This is a genomic window from candidate division WOR-3 bacterium (genome assembly GCA_013177935.1).
Classification (GTDB): Bacteria; Hydrothermota; Tepidihabitantia; order Tepidihabitantales; family Tepidihabitantaceae; genus Tepidihabitans.
Map to the genome: position 1 here is coordinate 367,879 of JABLXZ010000001.1, position 17,818 is coordinate 385,696.

The 17,818-nt window shown below is 47.6% G+C and carries 19 protein-coding genes; 7 read left to right on the forward strand and 12 right to left on the reverse strand.

The window, feature by feature from the left end; all coding sequences use genetic code 11:
* Window positions 1–31: 31 nt before the first annotated feature.
* The 12 genes from rpsU to HPY86_01805 form a co-directional block, all read right to left on the reverse strand.
* Window positions 32–226 (reverse strand): 30S ribosomal protein S21, encoded by a 195-nt coding sequence (gene rpsU / locus HPY86_01750; protein NPV13641.1) that lies wholly within the window; start codon window positions 224–226, stop codon window positions 32–34.
* A 31-nt stretch (window positions 227–257) separates the two neighbouring features.
* Window positions 258–980: a 16S rRNA (uracil(1498)-N(3))-methyltransferase gene (locus HPY86_01755; protein ID NPV13642.1), complete on the reverse strand. Its 723-nt coding sequence runs from the start codon at window positions 978–980 to the stop codon at window positions 258–260.
* 1 nt (window position 981) lies between these two features.
* Window positions 982–2,127: a molecular chaperone DnaJ gene (gene dnaJ, locus HPY86_01760; protein NPV13643.1), complete on the reverse strand. Its 1,146-nt coding sequence runs from the start codon at window positions 2,125–2,127 to the stop codon at window positions 982–984.
* 78 nt (window positions 2,128–2,205) lie between these two features.
* On the reverse strand, window positions 2,206–4,092 hold the full coding sequence (gene dnaK / locus HPY86_01765) for a molecular chaperone DnaK (GenBank protein ID NPV13644.1): 1,887 nt from the start codon (window positions 4,090–4,092) through the stop codon (window positions 2,206–2,208).
* A 59-nt stretch (window positions 4,093–4,151) separates the two neighbouring features.
* Complete coding sequence (locus HPY86_01770) at window positions 4,152–4,706, reverse strand: nucleotide exchange factor GrpE (protein ID NPV13645.1); 555 nt, start codon at window positions 4,704–4,706, stop codon at window positions 4,152–4,154.
* A gap of 457 nt (window positions 4,707–5,163) precedes the next feature.
* Entirely contained in the window at window positions 5,164–5,718 is a 555-nt protein-coding gene (locus tag HPY86_01775) for a 2-oxoacid:acceptor oxidoreductase family protein (GenBank protein NPV13646.1), read from the reverse strand.
* Window positions 5,708–6,466, reverse strand: a complete 759-nt coding sequence (locus tag HPY86_01780) for a 2-oxoglutarate oxidoreductase (GenBank protein NPV13647.1) — start codon at window positions 6,464–6,466, stop codon at window positions 5,708–5,710. Before HPY86_01780 ends, HPY86_01775 begins: the two co-directional genes overlap by 11 nt.
* Window positions 6,463–7,524, reverse strand: coding sequence for a 3-methyl-2-oxobutanoate dehydrogenase subunit VorB (locus HPY86_01785; GenBank protein ID NPV13648.1), 1,062 nt, complete (start codon window positions 7,522–7,524; stop codon window positions 6,463–6,465). Before HPY86_01785 ends, HPY86_01780 begins: the two co-directional genes overlap by 4 nt.
* Window positions 7,517–7,765, reverse strand: coding sequence for a 4Fe-4S binding protein (locus tag HPY86_01790; GenBank protein NPV13649.1), 249 nt, complete (start codon window positions 7,763–7,765; stop codon window positions 7,517–7,519). Before HPY86_01790 ends, HPY86_01785 begins: the two co-directional genes overlap by 8 nt.
* Before the next feature lie 8 nt (window positions 7,766–7,773).
* Window positions 7,774–8,550: a hypothetical protein gene (locus tag HPY86_01795; protein NPV13650.1), complete on the reverse strand. Its 777-nt coding sequence runs from the start codon at window positions 8,548–8,550 to the stop codon at window positions 7,774–7,776.
* A gap of 60 nt (window positions 8,551–8,610) precedes the next feature.
* The gene (locus tag HPY86_01800) at window positions 8,611–10,119 is read right to left on the reverse strand and encodes a response regulator (protein ID NPV13651.1); all 1,509 of its coding nucleotides are present in this window, start codon (window positions 10,117–10,119) and stop codon (window positions 8,611–8,613) included.
* Entirely contained in the window at window positions 10,116–11,378 is a 1,263-nt protein-coding gene (locus HPY86_01805; GenBank protein ID NPV13652.1) for a HAMP domain-containing histidine kinase, read from the reverse strand. Before HPY86_01805 ends, HPY86_01800 begins: the two co-directional genes overlap by 4 nt.
* A 306-nt stretch (window positions 11,379–11,684) precedes the next feature.
* On the opposite strand from HPY86_01805, the gene HPY86_01810 reads away from it, so the two are divergent.
* The 7 genes from HPY86_01810 to HPY86_01840 all read left to right on the forward strand — a co-directional run bounded on the left by HPY86_01810 (window position 11,685) and on the right by HPY86_01840 (window position 17,817).
* Complete coding sequence (locus HPY86_01810; GenBank protein ID NPV13653.1) at window positions 11,685–12,347, forward strand: hypothetical protein; 663 nt, start codon at window positions 11,685–11,687, stop codon at window positions 12,345–12,347.
* A gap of 169 nt (window positions 12,348–12,516) precedes the next feature.
* Window positions 12,517–13,656 carry a fibronectin type III domain-containing protein gene (locus HPY86_01815; protein ID NPV13654.1) on the forward strand — a complete coding sequence of 380 codons (1,140 nt, stop codon included), beginning with the start codon at window positions 12,517–12,519 and terminating at the stop codon, window positions 13,654–13,656.
* A 3-nt stretch (window positions 13,657–13,659) separates the two neighbouring features.
* Window positions 13,660–14,364, forward strand: a complete 705-nt coding sequence (locus HPY86_01820; protein NPV13655.1) for a hypothetical protein — start codon at window positions 13,660–13,662, stop codon at window positions 14,362–14,364.
* A 1-nt stretch (window position 14,365) separates the two neighbouring features.
* A complete protein-coding gene (locus HPY86_01825) occupies window positions 14,366–15,193 on the forward strand; it encodes a hypothetical protein (protein ID NPV13656.1) in 828 nt (275 codons plus the stop codon).
* Window position 15,194: 1 nt separating this feature from the next.
* Entirely contained in the window at window positions 15,195–15,821 is a 627-nt protein-coding gene (locus HPY86_01830; protein ID NPV13657.1) for a hypothetical protein, read from the forward strand.
* A 400-nt stretch (window positions 15,822–16,221) separates the two neighbouring features.
* Entirely contained in the window at window positions 16,222–17,547 is a 1,326-nt protein-coding gene (tolB, locus tag HPY86_01835) for a Tol-Pal system beta propeller repeat protein TolB (protein ID NPV13658.1), read from the forward strand.
* Window positions 17,548–17,586: 39 nt separating this feature from the next.
* Window positions 17,587–17,817: a hypothetical protein gene (locus tag HPY86_01840; GenBank protein ID NPV13659.1), complete on the forward strand. Its 231-nt coding sequence runs from the start codon at window positions 17,587–17,589 to the stop codon at window positions 17,815–17,817.
* Window position 17,818: the final 1 nt, after the last annotated feature.

The window sequence follows — 17,818 nt, forward strand, 5'->3', positions numbered from 1 at the left end:
TTTACTCCGTATGGATGTTTTCTAACCCACTTTATCTTTCACCCATCTGTTTTCGGTAAAGCCGACGCCGAGCTTCTGCCATCTTTCGCTTACGACGCTCGCTCGGTTTCTCGTAAAATTCCCGGCGCTTTACTTCGCGCAGAATACCTGCTTGTTCGCAGGCACGCCGGAAACGACGAATAAAACTCTCGTACGGCTCGCCTTCTTTTACAGTAATACTTACCATTTGTTTTGCACCTCCTTTCGTGACAAATTTTTCATCCTAACTCCCTGAGCAGCCCAAGAATAATTGAAACTGCTGCTATCGCAGCCGTTTCGGCTCGTAACCGCCTTGGGCCCAGTGAACAACACACCGCACCGGCATCTCTCATCTTAACGATTTCTCCTTCGGTAAACCCACCTTCGGGTCCGATTACAACCATTGTCGTTTTAACCTCACGGTTCAAAACTTGAACCAGCCCTTGTTTTTTTTCTTCCTCGTAAGCGACTATCACCAGGTCAAAATTATGAAAACTCTCTATTAAGCCATCAAGTTCGACTAACCGCCCGATGCATGGTAATACGGTTCTTGTGCAACTCTTCATTGCGCTTACCGCAACACCTTCCAGACGCCGGTATTTCGAATCGGTTAGTCGGCCAACAACCCGTTCCGATAAAAATGGAATAATCTCACTTATCCCCAATTCGGTAACCGCCTCAACCACTTCGGCAAGTTTGTCTCCTTTTAAAACCGCCTGGGCTAAAACCAATCTGTGTTTTGGCTCCCGCCCACCGGTTTTTTTCTCTAGAACCTGGGCAATTACTCGTGAGGGTTCAACTTTTTTAAGAACCAATCGAAACTCCTCGCCTCGGCCATTGGTCGCATATACAACATCACCCGGTTTGTGGCGCAAAACCCGGGCAATATGCCTTGCCTCAGCCCCGGAAATTTCGAGCGGGACATCAACCTGCTTTAACTGGGGAATGTAAAACAGCTCCATTTTACATCGACTCGGGTTTCCTTGGCTCCGGCGGTGATTCGGATTGATTTACTGCCAGCTGTTTGTAGAGCATCTTTTCGTCCCGGCTAAGATGCTTGGGGATATGCACTACAATTCTAACCAGTTCGTCACCACTGCCTCCTCCTTCTAACCGTTTAATACCCGCGCCCCGGATGCGCAAAACAGTTCCGGAGTTAGTGCCAGGCGGTAGTTCAATCTCCTTCATCCCATTAAGGGTAGGAACATTTATTTTCCCTCCCAGAACTGCGGTGGGAATAGAGACCGGAACCTCCACAATGATATTGTCCCCCTGACGCAGGAAAAGCGGATGTTCCTTCTCCTCAATTTCTATTACAACATCACCTTGACCACCTGGTCCCCAATGTCCTTCGTTGTGCAGGACAATTGGCGTACCGGCAGAAACACCAGCAGGGATGCGCACCTTCAAAGTTCTCATACGTCGAACACGACCCTCTCCGCTGCACTGGCGACAGGTATTACGATAGCGTTCACCGCTACCACCACAATCCGGACAGGTCGAAACCTGAACAAACTGTCCGAAAACCGACCTGGTTTGCTGTTTAACCCGTCCCTGCCCGCGGCAGGTTGGACAGGCAATCTTGCCCGAGCCGCCCGCGCCTCCACAATCAGAACAGGCTTCATAGCGGGAAAATGACACCTCCTTTGTCACCCCTTCGGCAATCTCCTCCAGACTCAGCCGCATCCGGACAATGATATCCCGGCCGCGTGCCCGTCTTGCCGTGGTGCGCGGCGCCGGACTCCCAAATAGCAAGTCAAAAATTGTGCCACCCTCACCGCCAAATCCTCTAAGAATGTCGCCAAAGATATCCTCGAGGTCCTCGCTGTGGGTAAAGTGACGGCGAAAATCGAATCCGTTTGGCCCAAATTGTCCTGCGACCCCCTCATGGCCATACATATCATAAACTCGCCGCTTTTCCGGGTCGGCAAGGACTTCGTATGCTTCAGACAGCTCTTTAAATTTTTCTTCTGCTTCTGCTCGGTTGTTGGGATTCCGGTCAGGATGATACTCTTTAGCTAAGCGCCGATAGGCGCTCTTAATTTCTTCGGGCGTTGCATTACGAGAAACACCCAGGACCTCATAGTAGTCCCGTTTTGTTACCGCCATTTGTAATCAAATGCCCGAAGGTGCGGGCTAAAAACTCCACCTCCTTACAACCTTTATTTTAATTCTACCTCCTATCTATTACTGTTTTTTATCTTCTCCATCAATTACCGTGTAATCGGCTTCGACTTTTTTATCCTGCTCTTTGCTTCCGCCGCCCCTTTCTTGAGCTGCCTGTTCGCGGTAGAGCCGTTCGGCAACAGTACTCAATGACCGCTGCAACTCATCCGCGGCACGATCAATTGCTGCTTTATCATCCCCTTTCATCACCTCTTTCACCCGGGTTATCGCTGCTTCAATCTGCCGTCGCTCTTCCGCTGAAACCCGCTCGCCTAACTCCTTAAGCGTCTTTTCGGTCTGATATATAATGGTATCCGCCCGATTACGACTGTCAACAATCTCGCGCCGGCGCCGGTCTTCAGCCGCATAAGCCTGGGCTTCACTTATCATCCGGTCGATTTCCTCTTTGTTTAAACCGGATGATGCGGTTATTTTAATACCCTGCTCTTTTCCGGTTAACTTGTCCTTGGCGGTAACATGAAGAATGCCATCAGCATCGATGTCAAATGTTACCTCGATTTGCGGCACCCCGCGCGGTGCTGGGGCAATCCCGACCAAGTCAAACTGTCCCAGCAGCCGGTTGTCCGCTGCCATTTCCCGCTCACCCTGGAGAACTCGAACGCTCACCGTTGTCTGGTTGTCCTCAACCGTAGTAAACACCTGGCTTTTGCGAGTGGGAATTGTGGTATTACGCTCAATAATTTTGGTCATAACCCCACCATAGGTTTCAATTCCAAGGGAAAGTGGTGTAACATCAAGAAGCACGACATCTTTTACTTCACCGGCAAGTACTGCACCCTGAATCGCCGCTCCGATTGCAACTACCTCATCAGGATTAATTCCCTTGTGGGGTTCTTTTCCAAAGAAATCTCGCACCAGTTGCTGGACTCTGGGCATCCTTGTTTGACCCCCTACCAGAATTACCTCATCGATATCCCGGGGCGTCAATTTAGCGTCTGCCAGTGCCTGTTTCACCGGTCCTAAAGTCCGCTGCAAAAGGTCCTCAACCAGCGCTTCCAGTTTTGCCCGGGTCAGCCGCATTTCAATATGCAACGGTCCCTTCTTCTCATCCGCATAGATAAACGGCAGGCTGATGTTTGTTTCCATTGATGTCGAGAGCTCACACTTCGCTTTTTCTGCCGCCTCCTTTATCCGTTGCAATGCCGTCTTGTCCCGGGACAGGTCTATTCCCTGCTCCTTGCGGAACTCCTCAATAATCCAATCCATAATCCGCTGGTCGATATCGTCGCCTCCAAGATGGGTATCACCATTCGTTGAACGCACCTCAAAAACCCCTTCGCCAATCTCAAGAATCGAAATGTCAAATGTCCCGCCACCAAGGTCGTAAATCGCAATTTTTTCAGACCGCTTTTTGTCCAACCCGTAAGCCAGCGATGCTGCGGTAGGTTCATTGATAATTCTTAATACATCCAGTCCGGCAATTTTACCGGCATCTTTGGTCGCCTGCCGCTGCGAGTCGTTAAAATAGGCGGGAACAGTAATTACCGCTTTAGTTACCGCCTCGCCGAGATATGCTTCGGCAGCCCGTTTGAGATAGGCAAGAATCATCGCAGAAATCTCAGGCGGAGAGTACCGTTTACCATCCACCTCAACCCAGGCATCGCCATTTGCTGCTTCAACCACACGGTAGGGTACACGCTTAACCTCCTCGGTAACCTCAGAGTAGCGCCGGCCCATAAATCGCTTGATTGAATAAATTGTTGATTCAGGGTTGATAACCGCCTGACGTTTTGCAAGGGTTCCCACCAGCCTTTCCTTACCCAGGGCAACAACCGAAGGTGTTGTCCTTCCCCCCTCCGGGTTAGGAATAACTACCGGTTGGCCGCGCTCCATTACCGCGACACAGGAAAAAGTTGTTCCTAAATCAATACCGATAACCTTACTCATTTTTACTCCTCCTTTTTCAACGTCAATATACCTTAATACTCCTTACCAACCCTTTACCCCTAATTATTAGACTCACTTTTTCCCTCCGGGATTTCTTTCTCGATTTCCTTTTTCCGCACTACCTTAACCTTTGCCGGTCTGAGTACCCTGCCCGCACATTCATACCCCTTGCACACCTCCTCTATTACCTCATTGTCTTCACCTTCCGTGGTATCGACAAAACCGATAGCCTCTGCCCGGCGTGGGTCAAACTTTTCCCCGACACAGGTGTATCCCTGCAACCCAAACCGGCTCAGCAGGTCGCACAACTGCTGGTAAATTAATTCAACACCTTTTTTCCAGCTCTCAATGGCTTTGTTGTCACTGGTCGCTTCTTGAGGCTGAGAAAATCTGAGCGCCCGCTCAAAATTGTCCAGAACCGGAATCAGTGCCTCAAGCAGGGAGTCAATACCGGCACGCTGTTTAACCTCTAAATCCCGCTCAATCCTTTTCCGGAAGTTGTCAAAGTCCGCCAGTGCCCGCAGGTAATCAGAATTCAACTCTTTAACCCGGGCTTCAAGAAGAGCCAGGCGTTCTTTTAACTCCTGAACAGGGCCTTTCTTTTCATTATTCATAGTTAATCAACAATTTAGACCACTGTTAACATATTTCCGATTCATAGATTCTCAATGGACAGAGCCTCATCTTAATCAACGCTCCCCGCAACTATTGCTCATATAATACTTAAGGGCATGCCCGGTGCTACCCCCGTGTCAACTATGGGATTAGTGGTAATATTAATCAGATAAATCGTCATAGCACCTGTTTCCATTGTAAGTTATGAGATTAAATGCCAATTCACCTTCACTGTAACATACACTATAACTATTAAATAAATCTATGGTGATTACTTTGTATTTACGCGACTTTGCTAATTCAAGCTTCTGCTGGGTTTAATACCTCAATGAGACTCGAACCTGACTTGTACTATCATATTACTGTGTAATCTTACCGGTTATCAATTGCGTATTATATTGATAATATGTGGGTTATTTTAATGAATACACGGCAGAATTGATTTTGTAAGCAGGGTTATCTTTTGCCCCTCACCACTGAACTGGCAAGTTCGAATCCCTGCTCAACACATTTAAGATTCGCCGGGATAAGCTTCGGTCTTTTTTCGAACTCCTCTTTTACCTGTTCAATAATCATCTCCAGAGGCACAATTCCGGTAGCTCCGGCATAAGCACCAAGCATTACCATATTTGCGGAACGAGCACTGCCGGCTTCAATCGCTATTTCATTTGCCGGCACCTCAATTATTAAGATGTCGTCACGGTTGGGCCGGATGTTAATTAAAGAACTGTTGACCACCGTAACTCCACCAGGCTTCTGGGTTGGACAAAACTTTTCGAGAGAAGGTTTGTTCATTACTACCGTGTCCCGGGGATGAGCGATAATGGGGGAAGCGATGGGTTCATCAGCGATTATTACCGTGCAATTGGCAGTTCCACCGCGCATCTCCGGACCGTATGAAGGCAACCAGACAACCTCCTTGCCCATCTTCATTCCAACTTCAGCAAGGACCTTGCCCGCCATCATTATCCCCTGACCGCCAAATCCGGCAAACACCACTTCAATCTGCATCTTTCTCTCCCTTCTCAGGACGCTTGAAGTTCTGAACCGGATAGTATGGTATCATATTATCCTCCAACCATTTAGTCGCATCATAGGGTGAAAGTCCCCAGTTCGTTGGACAGGTGGAAAGACACTCCACAAACGAGAAGCAAACATTATCCCGCTGCAGTGTGAAAGCCTCCTTAAGCGCTCTTTTTGCGTTAACCACCTGTTTGGGATTGTGTACCGCAACACGCTCAATAAACGCCGGGGTCCGCAAACTTGCCAGAAGTTCGCACATTCGAATTGGGTAACCCACATCACCCACATCTCTTCCCCTTGGCGATGTTGTTGTCACCTGTCCAGGCATTGTGGTTGGTGCCATCTGTCCACCGGTCATACCGTAAATCGCATTGTTGATAAATACCACGGTGAACTTCTCTCCCCGATTTGCTGCATGGACAATTTCGCTCATTCCTATTGAGGCGAGGTCGCCATCACCCTGATAAGTAAAAACTATCAAATCAGGACGGGCACGTTTTATCCCGGTAGCAACCGCTGGTGCCCGACCATGAGCAGCCTGCTGGAAATCAAAGTTGAAATAGTTGAACGCAAGTACCGAACAACCAACCGGGGCAATTCCAACAGTTCTCTCGCGTAAACCTAACTCATCAATCACTTCAGCAATCAATCGATGAACAACCCCATGAGTGCACCCTGGACAGTAATGGGTTGGAGTGTTACTCAAGGATTCCGGCCGCTTAAAAATCACCTTCATTTTTTGCCTCCCAGATGTTTTCCAACTGCAGCAACCACCTCTTCTGGACTCGGCACCATTCCCCCGGTTCTACCATAGAAGAACACCGGTTTAGTCCTGCCAACCGCCAGCTGAACATCCTCAACCATTTGACCGGTACTCATCTCTACCGACATAACAAACTCGGCACGCTGTGCCAGTTCAAATACCCGGTTGTCAGGAAACGGAAAAAGGGTTATCGGTCGCAACAGCGCCGCATTAACCCCTTTGTCTTTCAATTGGCGGATTGCGGTTTTACAAACCCGGGCGGTAGTGCCGTAGGCAACGAGCAAAACCTGAAAATCGGTCTCGGTATTAAACTCCTCAAACCGTACTTCGTTTCGTTTCATCTCCTGATACTTTGCCGCCAGTTTGAAATTCAGTTTTTCCTCCTCCACCGGGTCGAGGTAAAGTGAATTTATGACATTGGGCTTTCTGCCTTTGCAGCCGGAAGTAGCCCAGTCTTTTGGGGGCAACGGCGGGAACTGTTGTTCTTTAAACTCTACCGGCTCCATCATCTGTCCAATCATGCCGTCCCCGATTACTATGACCGGGTTTCGATAGCGGTCCGCACGGTCAAATGCCAGAGGCATAATATCTACCGCCTCCTGAACTGAAGAGGGCGCATACACCAGACATCGGTAGTCACCGTGGCCACCACCTTTTACCGCCTGAAAGTAATCCCCCTGGGAAGGAAGAATTCCTCCAAGTCCTGGACCACATCGAACGATATTCACAATGACGCAGGGCAGTTCCGCTGCCGCGATGTAGGACACCCCTTCCATCATCAAACTGATACCCGGGCTTGAAGAAGAGGTCCAGACCCGGGCGCCGGCACCCGCTGCGCCGTAGAGGACATTTGCAACCGCAACCTCACTTTCAATCTGTAAAAAGCACCCGCCCACTTCAGGCATCCGCCGGGCAAGATATTCACCGATTTCCGACTGAGGTGTTATCGGGTAGCCAAAGTATAAAAGCCCGCCGGCACGGACTGCGGATTCGGCAATCGCTTCATTTCCCTTCATTAAAATCTTACCCATTCTTCGCCTCCGCTTTCTCTCCTTCTACCTCAAGGGCAATTTCAATCGCAGTATCCGGACAGATGAATCCACAAAAACGACAGGCGATGCACGCCTCTTGATTCACCACCTGGGCAAAGAAATACCCTTTGTCATTAATCTCTCGGGACATCGCCAAAACCTGTTTTGGGCAGAACTGGACACACAACTCACACCCTTTACAGCGATTTCGGTCAATTGTAACCTTAGCCTTTCTTGCCATATTTCACCTCAAAGTTTAAATTTTTCTGAACCCAGCTTTTCTCTTGTCTCCCAGGGTTTCAAAAGCCACCGGTCAAGAACAAGCACCGGATAAGGAAGCCGACCGGCATCAAATTCATTGAGCATCCGGCGTTCAACCGCTACAAAACCAATCACTTTATTTGTCTCATTGCGAACCGCCTCGGCAAGTTCAATCCCTTCCTCAATTACGGCGACGCTTGTTTCGTCAATTAGATGGGAATTGACCACAAGCTGGGTAACACTGATTTCGCTTGCGTTCTCCACCGCTTCTACCATTTTTTTAACATCCGCGACGGTAGCGCTAAAAGGTCTTCGGGAGTTTAATACAAAGAAACAGTCAAAATCATCGTTGGGAATCTTTCCCCGTATACTTGCCAGAACTTTGGCACCAATTGGGTCACCGCCAATATCAAGGACCAGAAAACCATTTGGATTCTGGAGCGCACCCACAATTTCCGGCTGAATCAACGGTAAATCGGACTCCATAATTTCGGGTGGAGGCAAAAGTAATTCTACCCCAAACTCTTTTAATGCAGTCCGTGCTTCACGACTCCGGAAGTAAGGGTTCACAATATCTAAATCCCCGATTTTCACCGGGCGGTCGCGCCCTGCTAAGGAAATGGCAAAGTTTACTGCCATTTCACTTTTCCCTGAACCGTAACCACCGACAAAAATATTAACCCGATGCAACCCCTTTAAAAACCGGTCAGCATGTATCCAGCGGGTCACTTTCTGAAACAATCCTTTTTCGGATTCCGATGTCATAAAGGATAAACTTTATCAATAAATCCGTTTTAAGTCAATCTTGAGAAACCAATTTATAAACTAACGGGGCTTCAGGACCGCAAACGGCACAATCATCTCTTCAAGCGAAATCCCACCATGCTGAAATGTCCATTTGTAGGTCTTTTCATACTCCCGGGGTTTTGTCGGATAGATAAAATAGAAATCAGATTTAGCAATGGCAAACTTTACCCCGGGGTGCTCAACCGGCAGGAAAAACTCCTCAGGATGGTGCAGTAAAAAGGCGTCGCGTTCCTCAACCCGCAATGCGGCGCCATGTTTGTAACGCAGATTGGCAGAAATTTCTCTTGAGCCGTAAATTAGCGTTGGCCGATTTACCCGAATGAACCCATGGTCGCTGGTAACAACGATGCGACAGTTCCGCCGTGACAGCTCCTTTAGAAGTTCATATATTGGTGAGGAGGAAAACCACACCCGCGTTGTTCCGACGAGTGCCGCGTCATCCGGAATAATCTCGTCCAGCAAACGGGTGGACTTGACCGAATGAATCAAAAGGTCAAGAAAGTTGATAACCAGGACAACTAAACGGAGATTGCTATCAAACAGAATAGAACGGGTTGCCTGCAGTTCATCGCTGCGTGATGCCTTAACAAAAGAGTAACGCCCCTTAAACCCCAACCGGTTCAATAACTCACTTAAAAGTTCTTGCTCATAACGGTTCTGCCCTGTTTCTTCAAAAATCCACCAGCGGGGATAACGGCGGTAGATTTCCAGGGGCAAAAGCCCGCTAAAAATGGCATTACGCGAATAAGGGGTTGCCGTCGGCAAAATTGCATAATAGTAATCGGTATCAACATTGAGAAAATCCCTTATAAGTGGCACAATCGCCTCCCACTGGTCCTGACGCATCGAATCCAGAACCACAAGGTAAGTCTGCCCCTCTTCCCAGAGCGGTTTTATCCTCTTTTCCATCAACTGATGACTCATAATCGGACCCGAACCTTTAACCCAGAAACGATAGTTTTCTTCAACATAGCGACTGAACCGGTCATTTGCCTCGCGCCGCCGGTCCTGATGTAACTCAATCAACGACTTTTCACCGAATCGGGCGAGTACTGTCTCCCAATAACCAAGACTTCGGTAATAGTCGGCCCAGCCCTCAGGGGTAGTAAGGTCCCGTTCCCGGTTTATTGTTGCAAGATACTCCTGAGCGATATGTCCGGCAATAAGTTGCCGTTTCTCCAGCAGTCGTTTGAGTACCGCCAGCAGCTGGGTAGGGGTAAAAGGTTTGATGATGAAATCATCGACCAGTTTGCCAAGCGCCTCGTTTATTAATGCCTCGTCTTCGGATTTGGTAACCATTGCTACCAGAACCTGGGGGTCAACTTCTTTAAGCCGGCGCAGTACCTCCAACCCTTGCATACCGGTCATCATCTGGTCCAGTAAAATCAGGTCAAAACTCTCTTTTTTTAAGAGCGAAAGCCCGTCCGGTCCATTGGTGGCGGTTGTTACTTTATACCCCTTTTTCTCCAGAGCATAAATAAATGGCCTTAAAAGAGTTATCTCGTCGTCAATCCACAAAATCTTCATTGTACCTCTCTTTCTACGGGCAGGTAGATGGCAAAGACCGTTCGCCCTGGGTGCGACTCCTTTAGAATTAACCGCCCCTGATGGTACCCTTCAACAATTCGCCTTGCCAGTGTCAACCCTACACCCCAACCATAAGGTTTCGTGGTCACACCAGGTTCAAACAGTTTTGCAATTTTCACACCTTCACCGGTATCGGTAACTGAGATTTCGGCAAAACGGTCGTCTGGAGTCAAGGCTAATCGCACCCGCACTTCACCCTCGCGCTCACCAATCGCATCAACACTGTTCTTCAAAAGATTTTCCAGTGTCCAGGAAAATAGTACTCCATCAACCTTAACCAGCGGGTCATCTTCAACAGCTACTTGAAAATGTACCGTGCGCGGCGACCGACGCTGCACAAACTCAACTGAATGACGAATCAGGTCGCCCAGCCGTCGTAATTCTAAGTCCGGCGGCAGTCCGATGCGACTGAAGCGGGAAAGTACCTCTCTCATTCTCGCCAGGTCTTCCTCCATTTGCGAGACTATCTCTTTTTGTCCGTTTTCTTTAAGCATTTCGAGCCAAGCAGAAAAAGAGGATATTGGAGTTGCCAGTTGATGGGCAGTTTCCTTGGCAAGTGCGGTCCAGATATGTTCCTCTTCCTGCCGCTTGTATGTTAGAACCCCCCAGATTCCGATAAGCATAAACCCCAGAAACAAAACCAACTGGACAAAAGAAAACAGTCGCAACTGTCGTACCGAATTTGTTAGATTGATACTAATCTTTCGCAGAGTAATTGTGGAAGGAGAAACCCCATAGTGAATCACATTCAAACAACGTAGCGAATCGCCCTCCCGTATTAGAACCGGAATCGGCTCATGTTCTCGGTCCAGTTCCTCAATCACCTTCATCAACCCCTTTTGGCTTGTATCATCAATCGTAAGATTTCGATATGCCACTGGTATGCCATTAGGGTCGGTAATCACCACTGGAAAATCAATCTTTTGAATCACCTCATCAAAGATGATATCCAATTCTGGTGAACCAGGTTCACCGGGTTCGGTTATCCGGCTCATAAACTTGGCATAAATATTTGTCCGCACTTGGGTTTCGTTTTCCAACTGAGTGGAAAGGGTAGTAGCGTAGTCGCGCCATAGGCGCGAAAGCCTCAATAGCAAAAATTGAGAGTAGAAAAACCAGACACCGGCAAGTCCAATCAAACCGATGACAAAATAGACCTGCAGGGTCCTTGGTCCAAAACTAAACTTATTACGCTTCAAAAACTTTAAGTTTCATCATATGATAACTGTTAATTCATATCGGTCAAGAAAAATCAATTTTGGCCTGGGATTCATGAAATCAAAAAGGAAAATTTGACATTTTAAAAAAAGGGCTAAGTTTGTCTAACCTGTATGTTAATGTTAATACTTTGTCTCGAAATGATGCTACTCTTCACGTTTATATTCGGTGGGATTAAAAAGTCCGTGTGGTCGGCGTACAGAATAAAAATAACCGGAAGTTACTTTTTGTCTAATAATAATTGGTTTCAGTAGTCTGTGTTAACGAAAACCTAAAAAGGAGGTAAAATGGTAGGCCGTATCCGCTGTCTGATTGTCTGTCTGGTGGCACTCATCATCTTGAGTGGGTGCAGCGCTTTCAGGATATACGAAACCGCTCAAACTACGCCGCCCGGTCGTTTCGCTTTAAGCGGAACATTCACACCGATTTCTATTAGTAGTTCAATTTTTAAATATAAATACAACGAAGTGTTAGTATTACCTATTCCAGCATTATCACTAAGGATGGGTATCACCGATAATTTTGACCTCGGTCTAAACTTCGATGGCCCTAGTATTGGAGGAACTGTTACCGGTAAGTGCCGTTTATTGCGAGGTCCCTTGGATGGGGCACTTGCCGCCTATGGTTCAGCATATATAATTCCAGTTTTGCGATACGCGTTCTCTCTTTACAGGCTGGAATCCCGTTTCATAATCAGCCGAGAGACTCCTGGTGTATTTCTTTTTTCTGCCAGCGCCAGGTTAAAGTGCATGGGAGCTTTGGGGTCTTTTGAATCATTATCAGGGATGCTTGGTTTCGGACTTCCTTTCCGGTTGGGCAAGCAACGTTCATTTAGAATAATGCCCGGACTTTCAATAGATATCCCAATTTATCCTGGAATAAATACAGGCAACGACTTACATATGGATATTGGTGTGGGTTTTGGTTATGCACCTCAGTCTAAAAAATAATAGCAGTAATAATACAGGAAAAGAAGGTAATGCTGCACAAAGATACCTCAAATGTTTATAAGATAAGATTGTCAATGACAATTTTGTTTGGCAGTCGTCCTGCTCTCAATAACAAAAAAATTTGACATAAACTAAATCGCAGTTATGCTCATAAACAGGATTGGTTCTAATGATACATCTTCTACTTATTTCTTTTGCGCTAACACCTCCTGAGTCGGTGTTAGTTAGAGATAACCCTAATGACCAGGGACAGGCGATTGTTATCACCTGGACCCATCCGGCGCCGGAATCAATCCTGGGCTTTCGGATATTCCGCTCAACCTCACCAACGGAAAATTTCACGCCCGTTGATGCTGAACTACTGACCAGCACCGACTTTCTTGATACTGATACCTTGCTAAGAGACGGTATCGCTTATTACTATCTTGTCCGTGCCTATTCCGCAACCGATTCCGCAGATTCTGATATTGCCGGACCTGTAACTTCCCGCGCCCAATGGTTTAACACCGGTCGATTAAATGTCCTAATTTTGACTTTGATAATTTCAACATTGTTTCTCTATTATATCATACGGGCGCGCAGGGGAATCAGGATGTTCATTAGGAAAATCAGCGGTCTCGATGCAATTGATGATGCCCTGGGCCGAGCCACAGAGATGGGTAAACCGATTTTATTTAGTTTTGGTCTGGGCTACATAACCGATATGGTGGTCATCGCTGCACTCCCCCTTTTGCGCCGAATCGGCAAAAAATCTGCGGAATATGCGGTCCGTTTAATCGTTCCTAACTCGGACCCGATTGTAATGACCGCAGCCCAGGAAACAGTCAAAGAAGCATACACCGAAGCAGGCCGACCCGACCTTTACAATCCGGATAACATAACCTTCCTGACCTCGGACCAGTTCGGCTATGCCGCCGGGGTTGATGGTATTATTCTGCGTGAACGCCCGGGCGCAATTTTCTGGCTCGGGTATTTCTATGCCGAGTCCCTAATCCTTGCAGAAACCGGACACACAGTAGGTGCTATCCAACTTGCCGGTACAACCGAAACCACCCAGTTACCGTTCTTTGTTGCCGCTTGCGACTACACGATGATTGGCGAAGAGATTTACGCTGCTTCCTGTTATCTCAAACCAGAACCAGTAATGTTGGGTACTATTAAAGGTGAAGATTTCATCAAGATGCTCTTAATTGTTATCATTTCCGCCCTCGTCTTCTTTGGTACCATCGCCGCGCTTTTCAACAAACAGGTTCCAACGCTGCAACAGGTGTTCGAGGCAATTGTCAACTGGTTTGCACCACCCTCTTAGTATATGCTTCAGCGCAGTATCCCGCTTTTTATCGTTCTTTTTACCGCCCTCTTGTTAATCGTTGCCTTTTTTATACCTCATAAACCTTTCGGCAATCTCGAATCTCGTTTTCTTAACTGGTATGCAATAATTTCCGGCTTCACTTTTCTTTTAGGGCTTGATTCTCTGACGCGGCATCACCTGCTAAAGGTAATCCGTCGGGAAAAAGGGTGGTTTTATAGCCTCCTCTTAGTCCTGAGCCTTTTTGCTACTCTGGGACTCGGGCTTTATTCCTGGGTAAAATTTTCCAGCCCATTTGCTTTAAGTGCTCCGTTTATGTGGCTCTACAAGTATATGATTATTCCCCTGCAGGCGACGATGTTTGCCACCCTTGCCTTTTTCATCTTCTCGGCTGCCTATCGGGCATTTCGTATTCGTAACCTCGCCGCCACCCTGCTTTTAATTGCCGCCTGTCTGGTAATGCTGGGCAATGTGCCTCTTGGCAGTTCCATCTGGCAGTCAATCAGCCGGTTCGTCCATCTTCTCTTTCCAAACGCCGACCTCAATGCCCTCTATCGTATTGAATTTTTTGCCCAGATAAAAGACTGGTTGATGGCGATTCCTCAAGCTGCCGCAGGCAGAGGTATCGGTATCGGACTTGCCCTGGGTGGAATTGCAATGTCGCTGCGTATTATTCTCGGGATTGAACGCACCTATCTTTCATCTTGATATGAAACTCTGGGAACGTCTCGCAACAATTGACCGCCGCATTATCTACGCCATCCTTACTTTGGTGGTGATTCTTCCTTTAATAGTAAAGCCCAAAATCGCAGTTCGTATATCGGAGCCGGTACGCGCTGCCTACAACGCAATCGACCAACTTCCGCCCAATTCGGTGGTAATGATTTCTATCGATTTTGACCCTTCATCAGCACCCGAAGTTCAACCGATGCTTATTGCCCTACTGCGCCACTGTTTCAAAAAAAACCTTAAGGTTATTCTCACCGGACAACTGGCACTAGGCTTACCGCTTGGGGAAATTGCCTTAAACCAAGTAGCACCCGAATACCAGAAGGTGTACGGAAAAGATTATGTAAACATTGGCTATCGCCCGGGTTATACCGCAATGATGGTCGGCATCGGGCGGGAAATTCGTGACTTTTTTAAAACCGATTACCGTGGGGTACCGCTTGACAGCTTCGAATTTATGCGCAAAGTTCACAACTACCACGATATCGCTCTACTTGTTTCATTAGCCCATGGTGCCGTCGCCGATGCCTGGATTCAGTATGCTGGTGCCCGTTTTAAAGAAAAAATCATTGTCGGCTGCACCGGCGTCAATGCACCGGGGATGTTTCAGTACTACAGCGCCCATCAAATCGAAGGCATAATCGGTGGCCTTCAAGGTGCGTCCGAATACGAGACACTAGTTGGAAAACCTGGTTCTGCGACTCTGGGAATGCCCGCCCAATCAGCGGCTCATGGCCTTCTGATTCTGCTACTTATCATCGGCAATATCGGCTTTCTCCTTTCCCGAAAGAAGAAGAGGCAGACATAAAATGCTTTCTGATATCATTGGCACCTGGATTGCGGCAACTTTAACTATTGCCATATTCTCCTTTCTCTACAAAGACAATCCGCTCTATCGAGCCGCCGAACATATCTATGTAGGTATCTCTGCCGGTTTTGCCGTCATCTATGCCTGGGCATTTGATGTTTACCCGATGCTCATTGACGCCTTCAAAACCAACCTCAACGCCCGCAACTACTTTGAAGCCTACATCCTTATCATCCCTGCATTACTTGGATTGATAATGCTTTTGCGTTCAATACCAAAACTGGTCTGGCTTTCGCGCTGGCCGATTTCTTTTACCATTGGTATTGGCGCCGGGTTAGGGTTAATTGCGGGTGTACAGGGTTATCTCTTGCCCCAGATATCCGACACATTGCGCCCCCTGATAAATTTGAACAACGCTGTAATCTACATCGGAGTTATTACTACCCTGACTTACTTCTACTTTTCCCGAGAACATAGCGGCTTTCTCGGGATTCTTTCCCGCATCGGTATCGTCTTTATTATGGTAGCATTCGGCGCCTCATTTGGCTACACCGTAATGGCTCGTATCTCCCTTTTGATTGGCCGTTTCTACTTCCTGTTTCACGACTGGCTTCCACTAATTCGATAAACTACAGCGGTTCCAGACCAGGCGGACCCCAGCAAAGTTCCATCCCGCATTCAGGACAGAACCGATAATGAAAAAGCCGAAGCATAAGTTCGTGTTGAAAAGCACTGCAGCGCAGGGGTGCAATTAATCGCTGCATTCTTTTTTGACCACGGGTAGAGTTTTTTTCTGGAATGGTTTTTTTGTTGGTCCGCCGACCACAAAAAGGACAAAAATAACTATAATTGGGGACTTTGCCACCACAATGGAGACACTGATACAATTTCCCGCCCTTCCCGTGCACCGCAATATTATAACGATTAAACAGTTAGAGTCAATAAAAAGCAAAAGAATATTGCCTAACACGCACCAGCAAAACAATAAATCTTGACCCCAGAACTTTCTCCTCTATAATCGTCTTTCTATGTTCTTTTCCTTGACCACCGCCCTTTTAATTCTGCTTAATCAGATTCCAGACACAACACAAAAACAAACATACTCTACCGATGAACTGTGGCTCAAAATAACACTTTCTGGCACCCGCAAACGTATGTCTCTCGTTATTGCCGATTTCACTGTCCCGAAAGGCACAAAACCGGAGACTACAGCGCTGATAAAGGCGATTCAGGATGTTTTTACAGCTGACCTCCGCTTCTCCCTTTACTTCACTTTTGAAGAACCCGAATCGGGCAAAGTTTACAGTTTTTCTACCGACCAGAAGAAACCGGACCTCAAAGGCTGGGCAACAACCGGTGCCGAGGTACTAATCTGCGGAGATTTTGTTACCAAAAAAGGTGGCACCGGAATGGTTTTGCGACTGTATGACCTTGCCAGTTCCAAACTAATCGCTACGAAAAGTTACTCACTTACCGGTAACTATCGCTGGGTTGCTCATAAAATGGCAGATGAAGTAATAAAACTTTTAACCGGCGAGGATGGAGTCAGTTGCACCCGTATCGCCTTTTCCCGGAACATCGGTCCCGGTCACAAAGAATTGGCTGTGGTGGACTATGATGGAGCAGGAGTTGAGCAACTGACATCGTCGGGTGGGCTGAAGTTGTATCCCGACTGGTCCCCCAAAGGTGACCGCATCGCCTACTGCTCGTACTCCGACCGTTCGTTAAATATCTACTGCCTTGACCTTAACTCTCGCCGGGTAACAACACTTTCTGACCGTAAGGGACTGAACACAACACCCGCCTTCTCACCGGATGGTAAATTAGTTGCCGTATCGCTCACCTACGAAGGAAATTCCGAGATTTATTTAATGGATGCCACGGGCAAAAACATCCGTAGACTTACCAATAGTCCGGCAATCGACATCTCCCCTACCTTTTCACCCAACGGAAGAGAAATTGCCTTTGTCTCTGACCGTACCGGCACGCCCCAGATTTACATAATGAATATCGATGGTACTGACCAGCGTCGATTGACCTTTTCCGGTTCCTACAACACTTCACCTGCCTGGTCACCCAAAGGCGATTTGATCGCCTTTGTTCAACGCCAGCCCGATGGCTCAAATCAAATCTGTGTTATCAACATTCTTGGTGATACTTACCTGAGATTAACCAGTGCCGGCAACAATGAAGACCCGGTTTGGTCTCCTGATGGTTTGCACCTTGCTTTTGCATCGAATCGCACTGGCGTCTGGGAAATTTACACAATGGATTGGAACGGCGCCAATCAACGGCAAATTACCCGCACCGGCGGTGCTCAATCTCCAACCTGGAGTCCACGCCTCAACCGCTAATAATTTGCTTGACCACATCTTAAAATGATATATTATATTATGAGCATGAATCAGCGCTGTCGCTGTCCAAATTGCAATGGTAAAGAAACCTGGGCTGAATACTTTTGCTCAAAGTGCGACTACAACTGGGAAGAGGAAGCCGAGCTTGACCCCAGCGGCACGATTCACTCATCTCCCTGCCCGCGCTGTCTTCAAATGACCGCTCCGGAAGCGGTACGCTGTGCCAATCCTAACTGTATGGCGGTCTGGCCCCCTCCTGAACCGCTTTAAA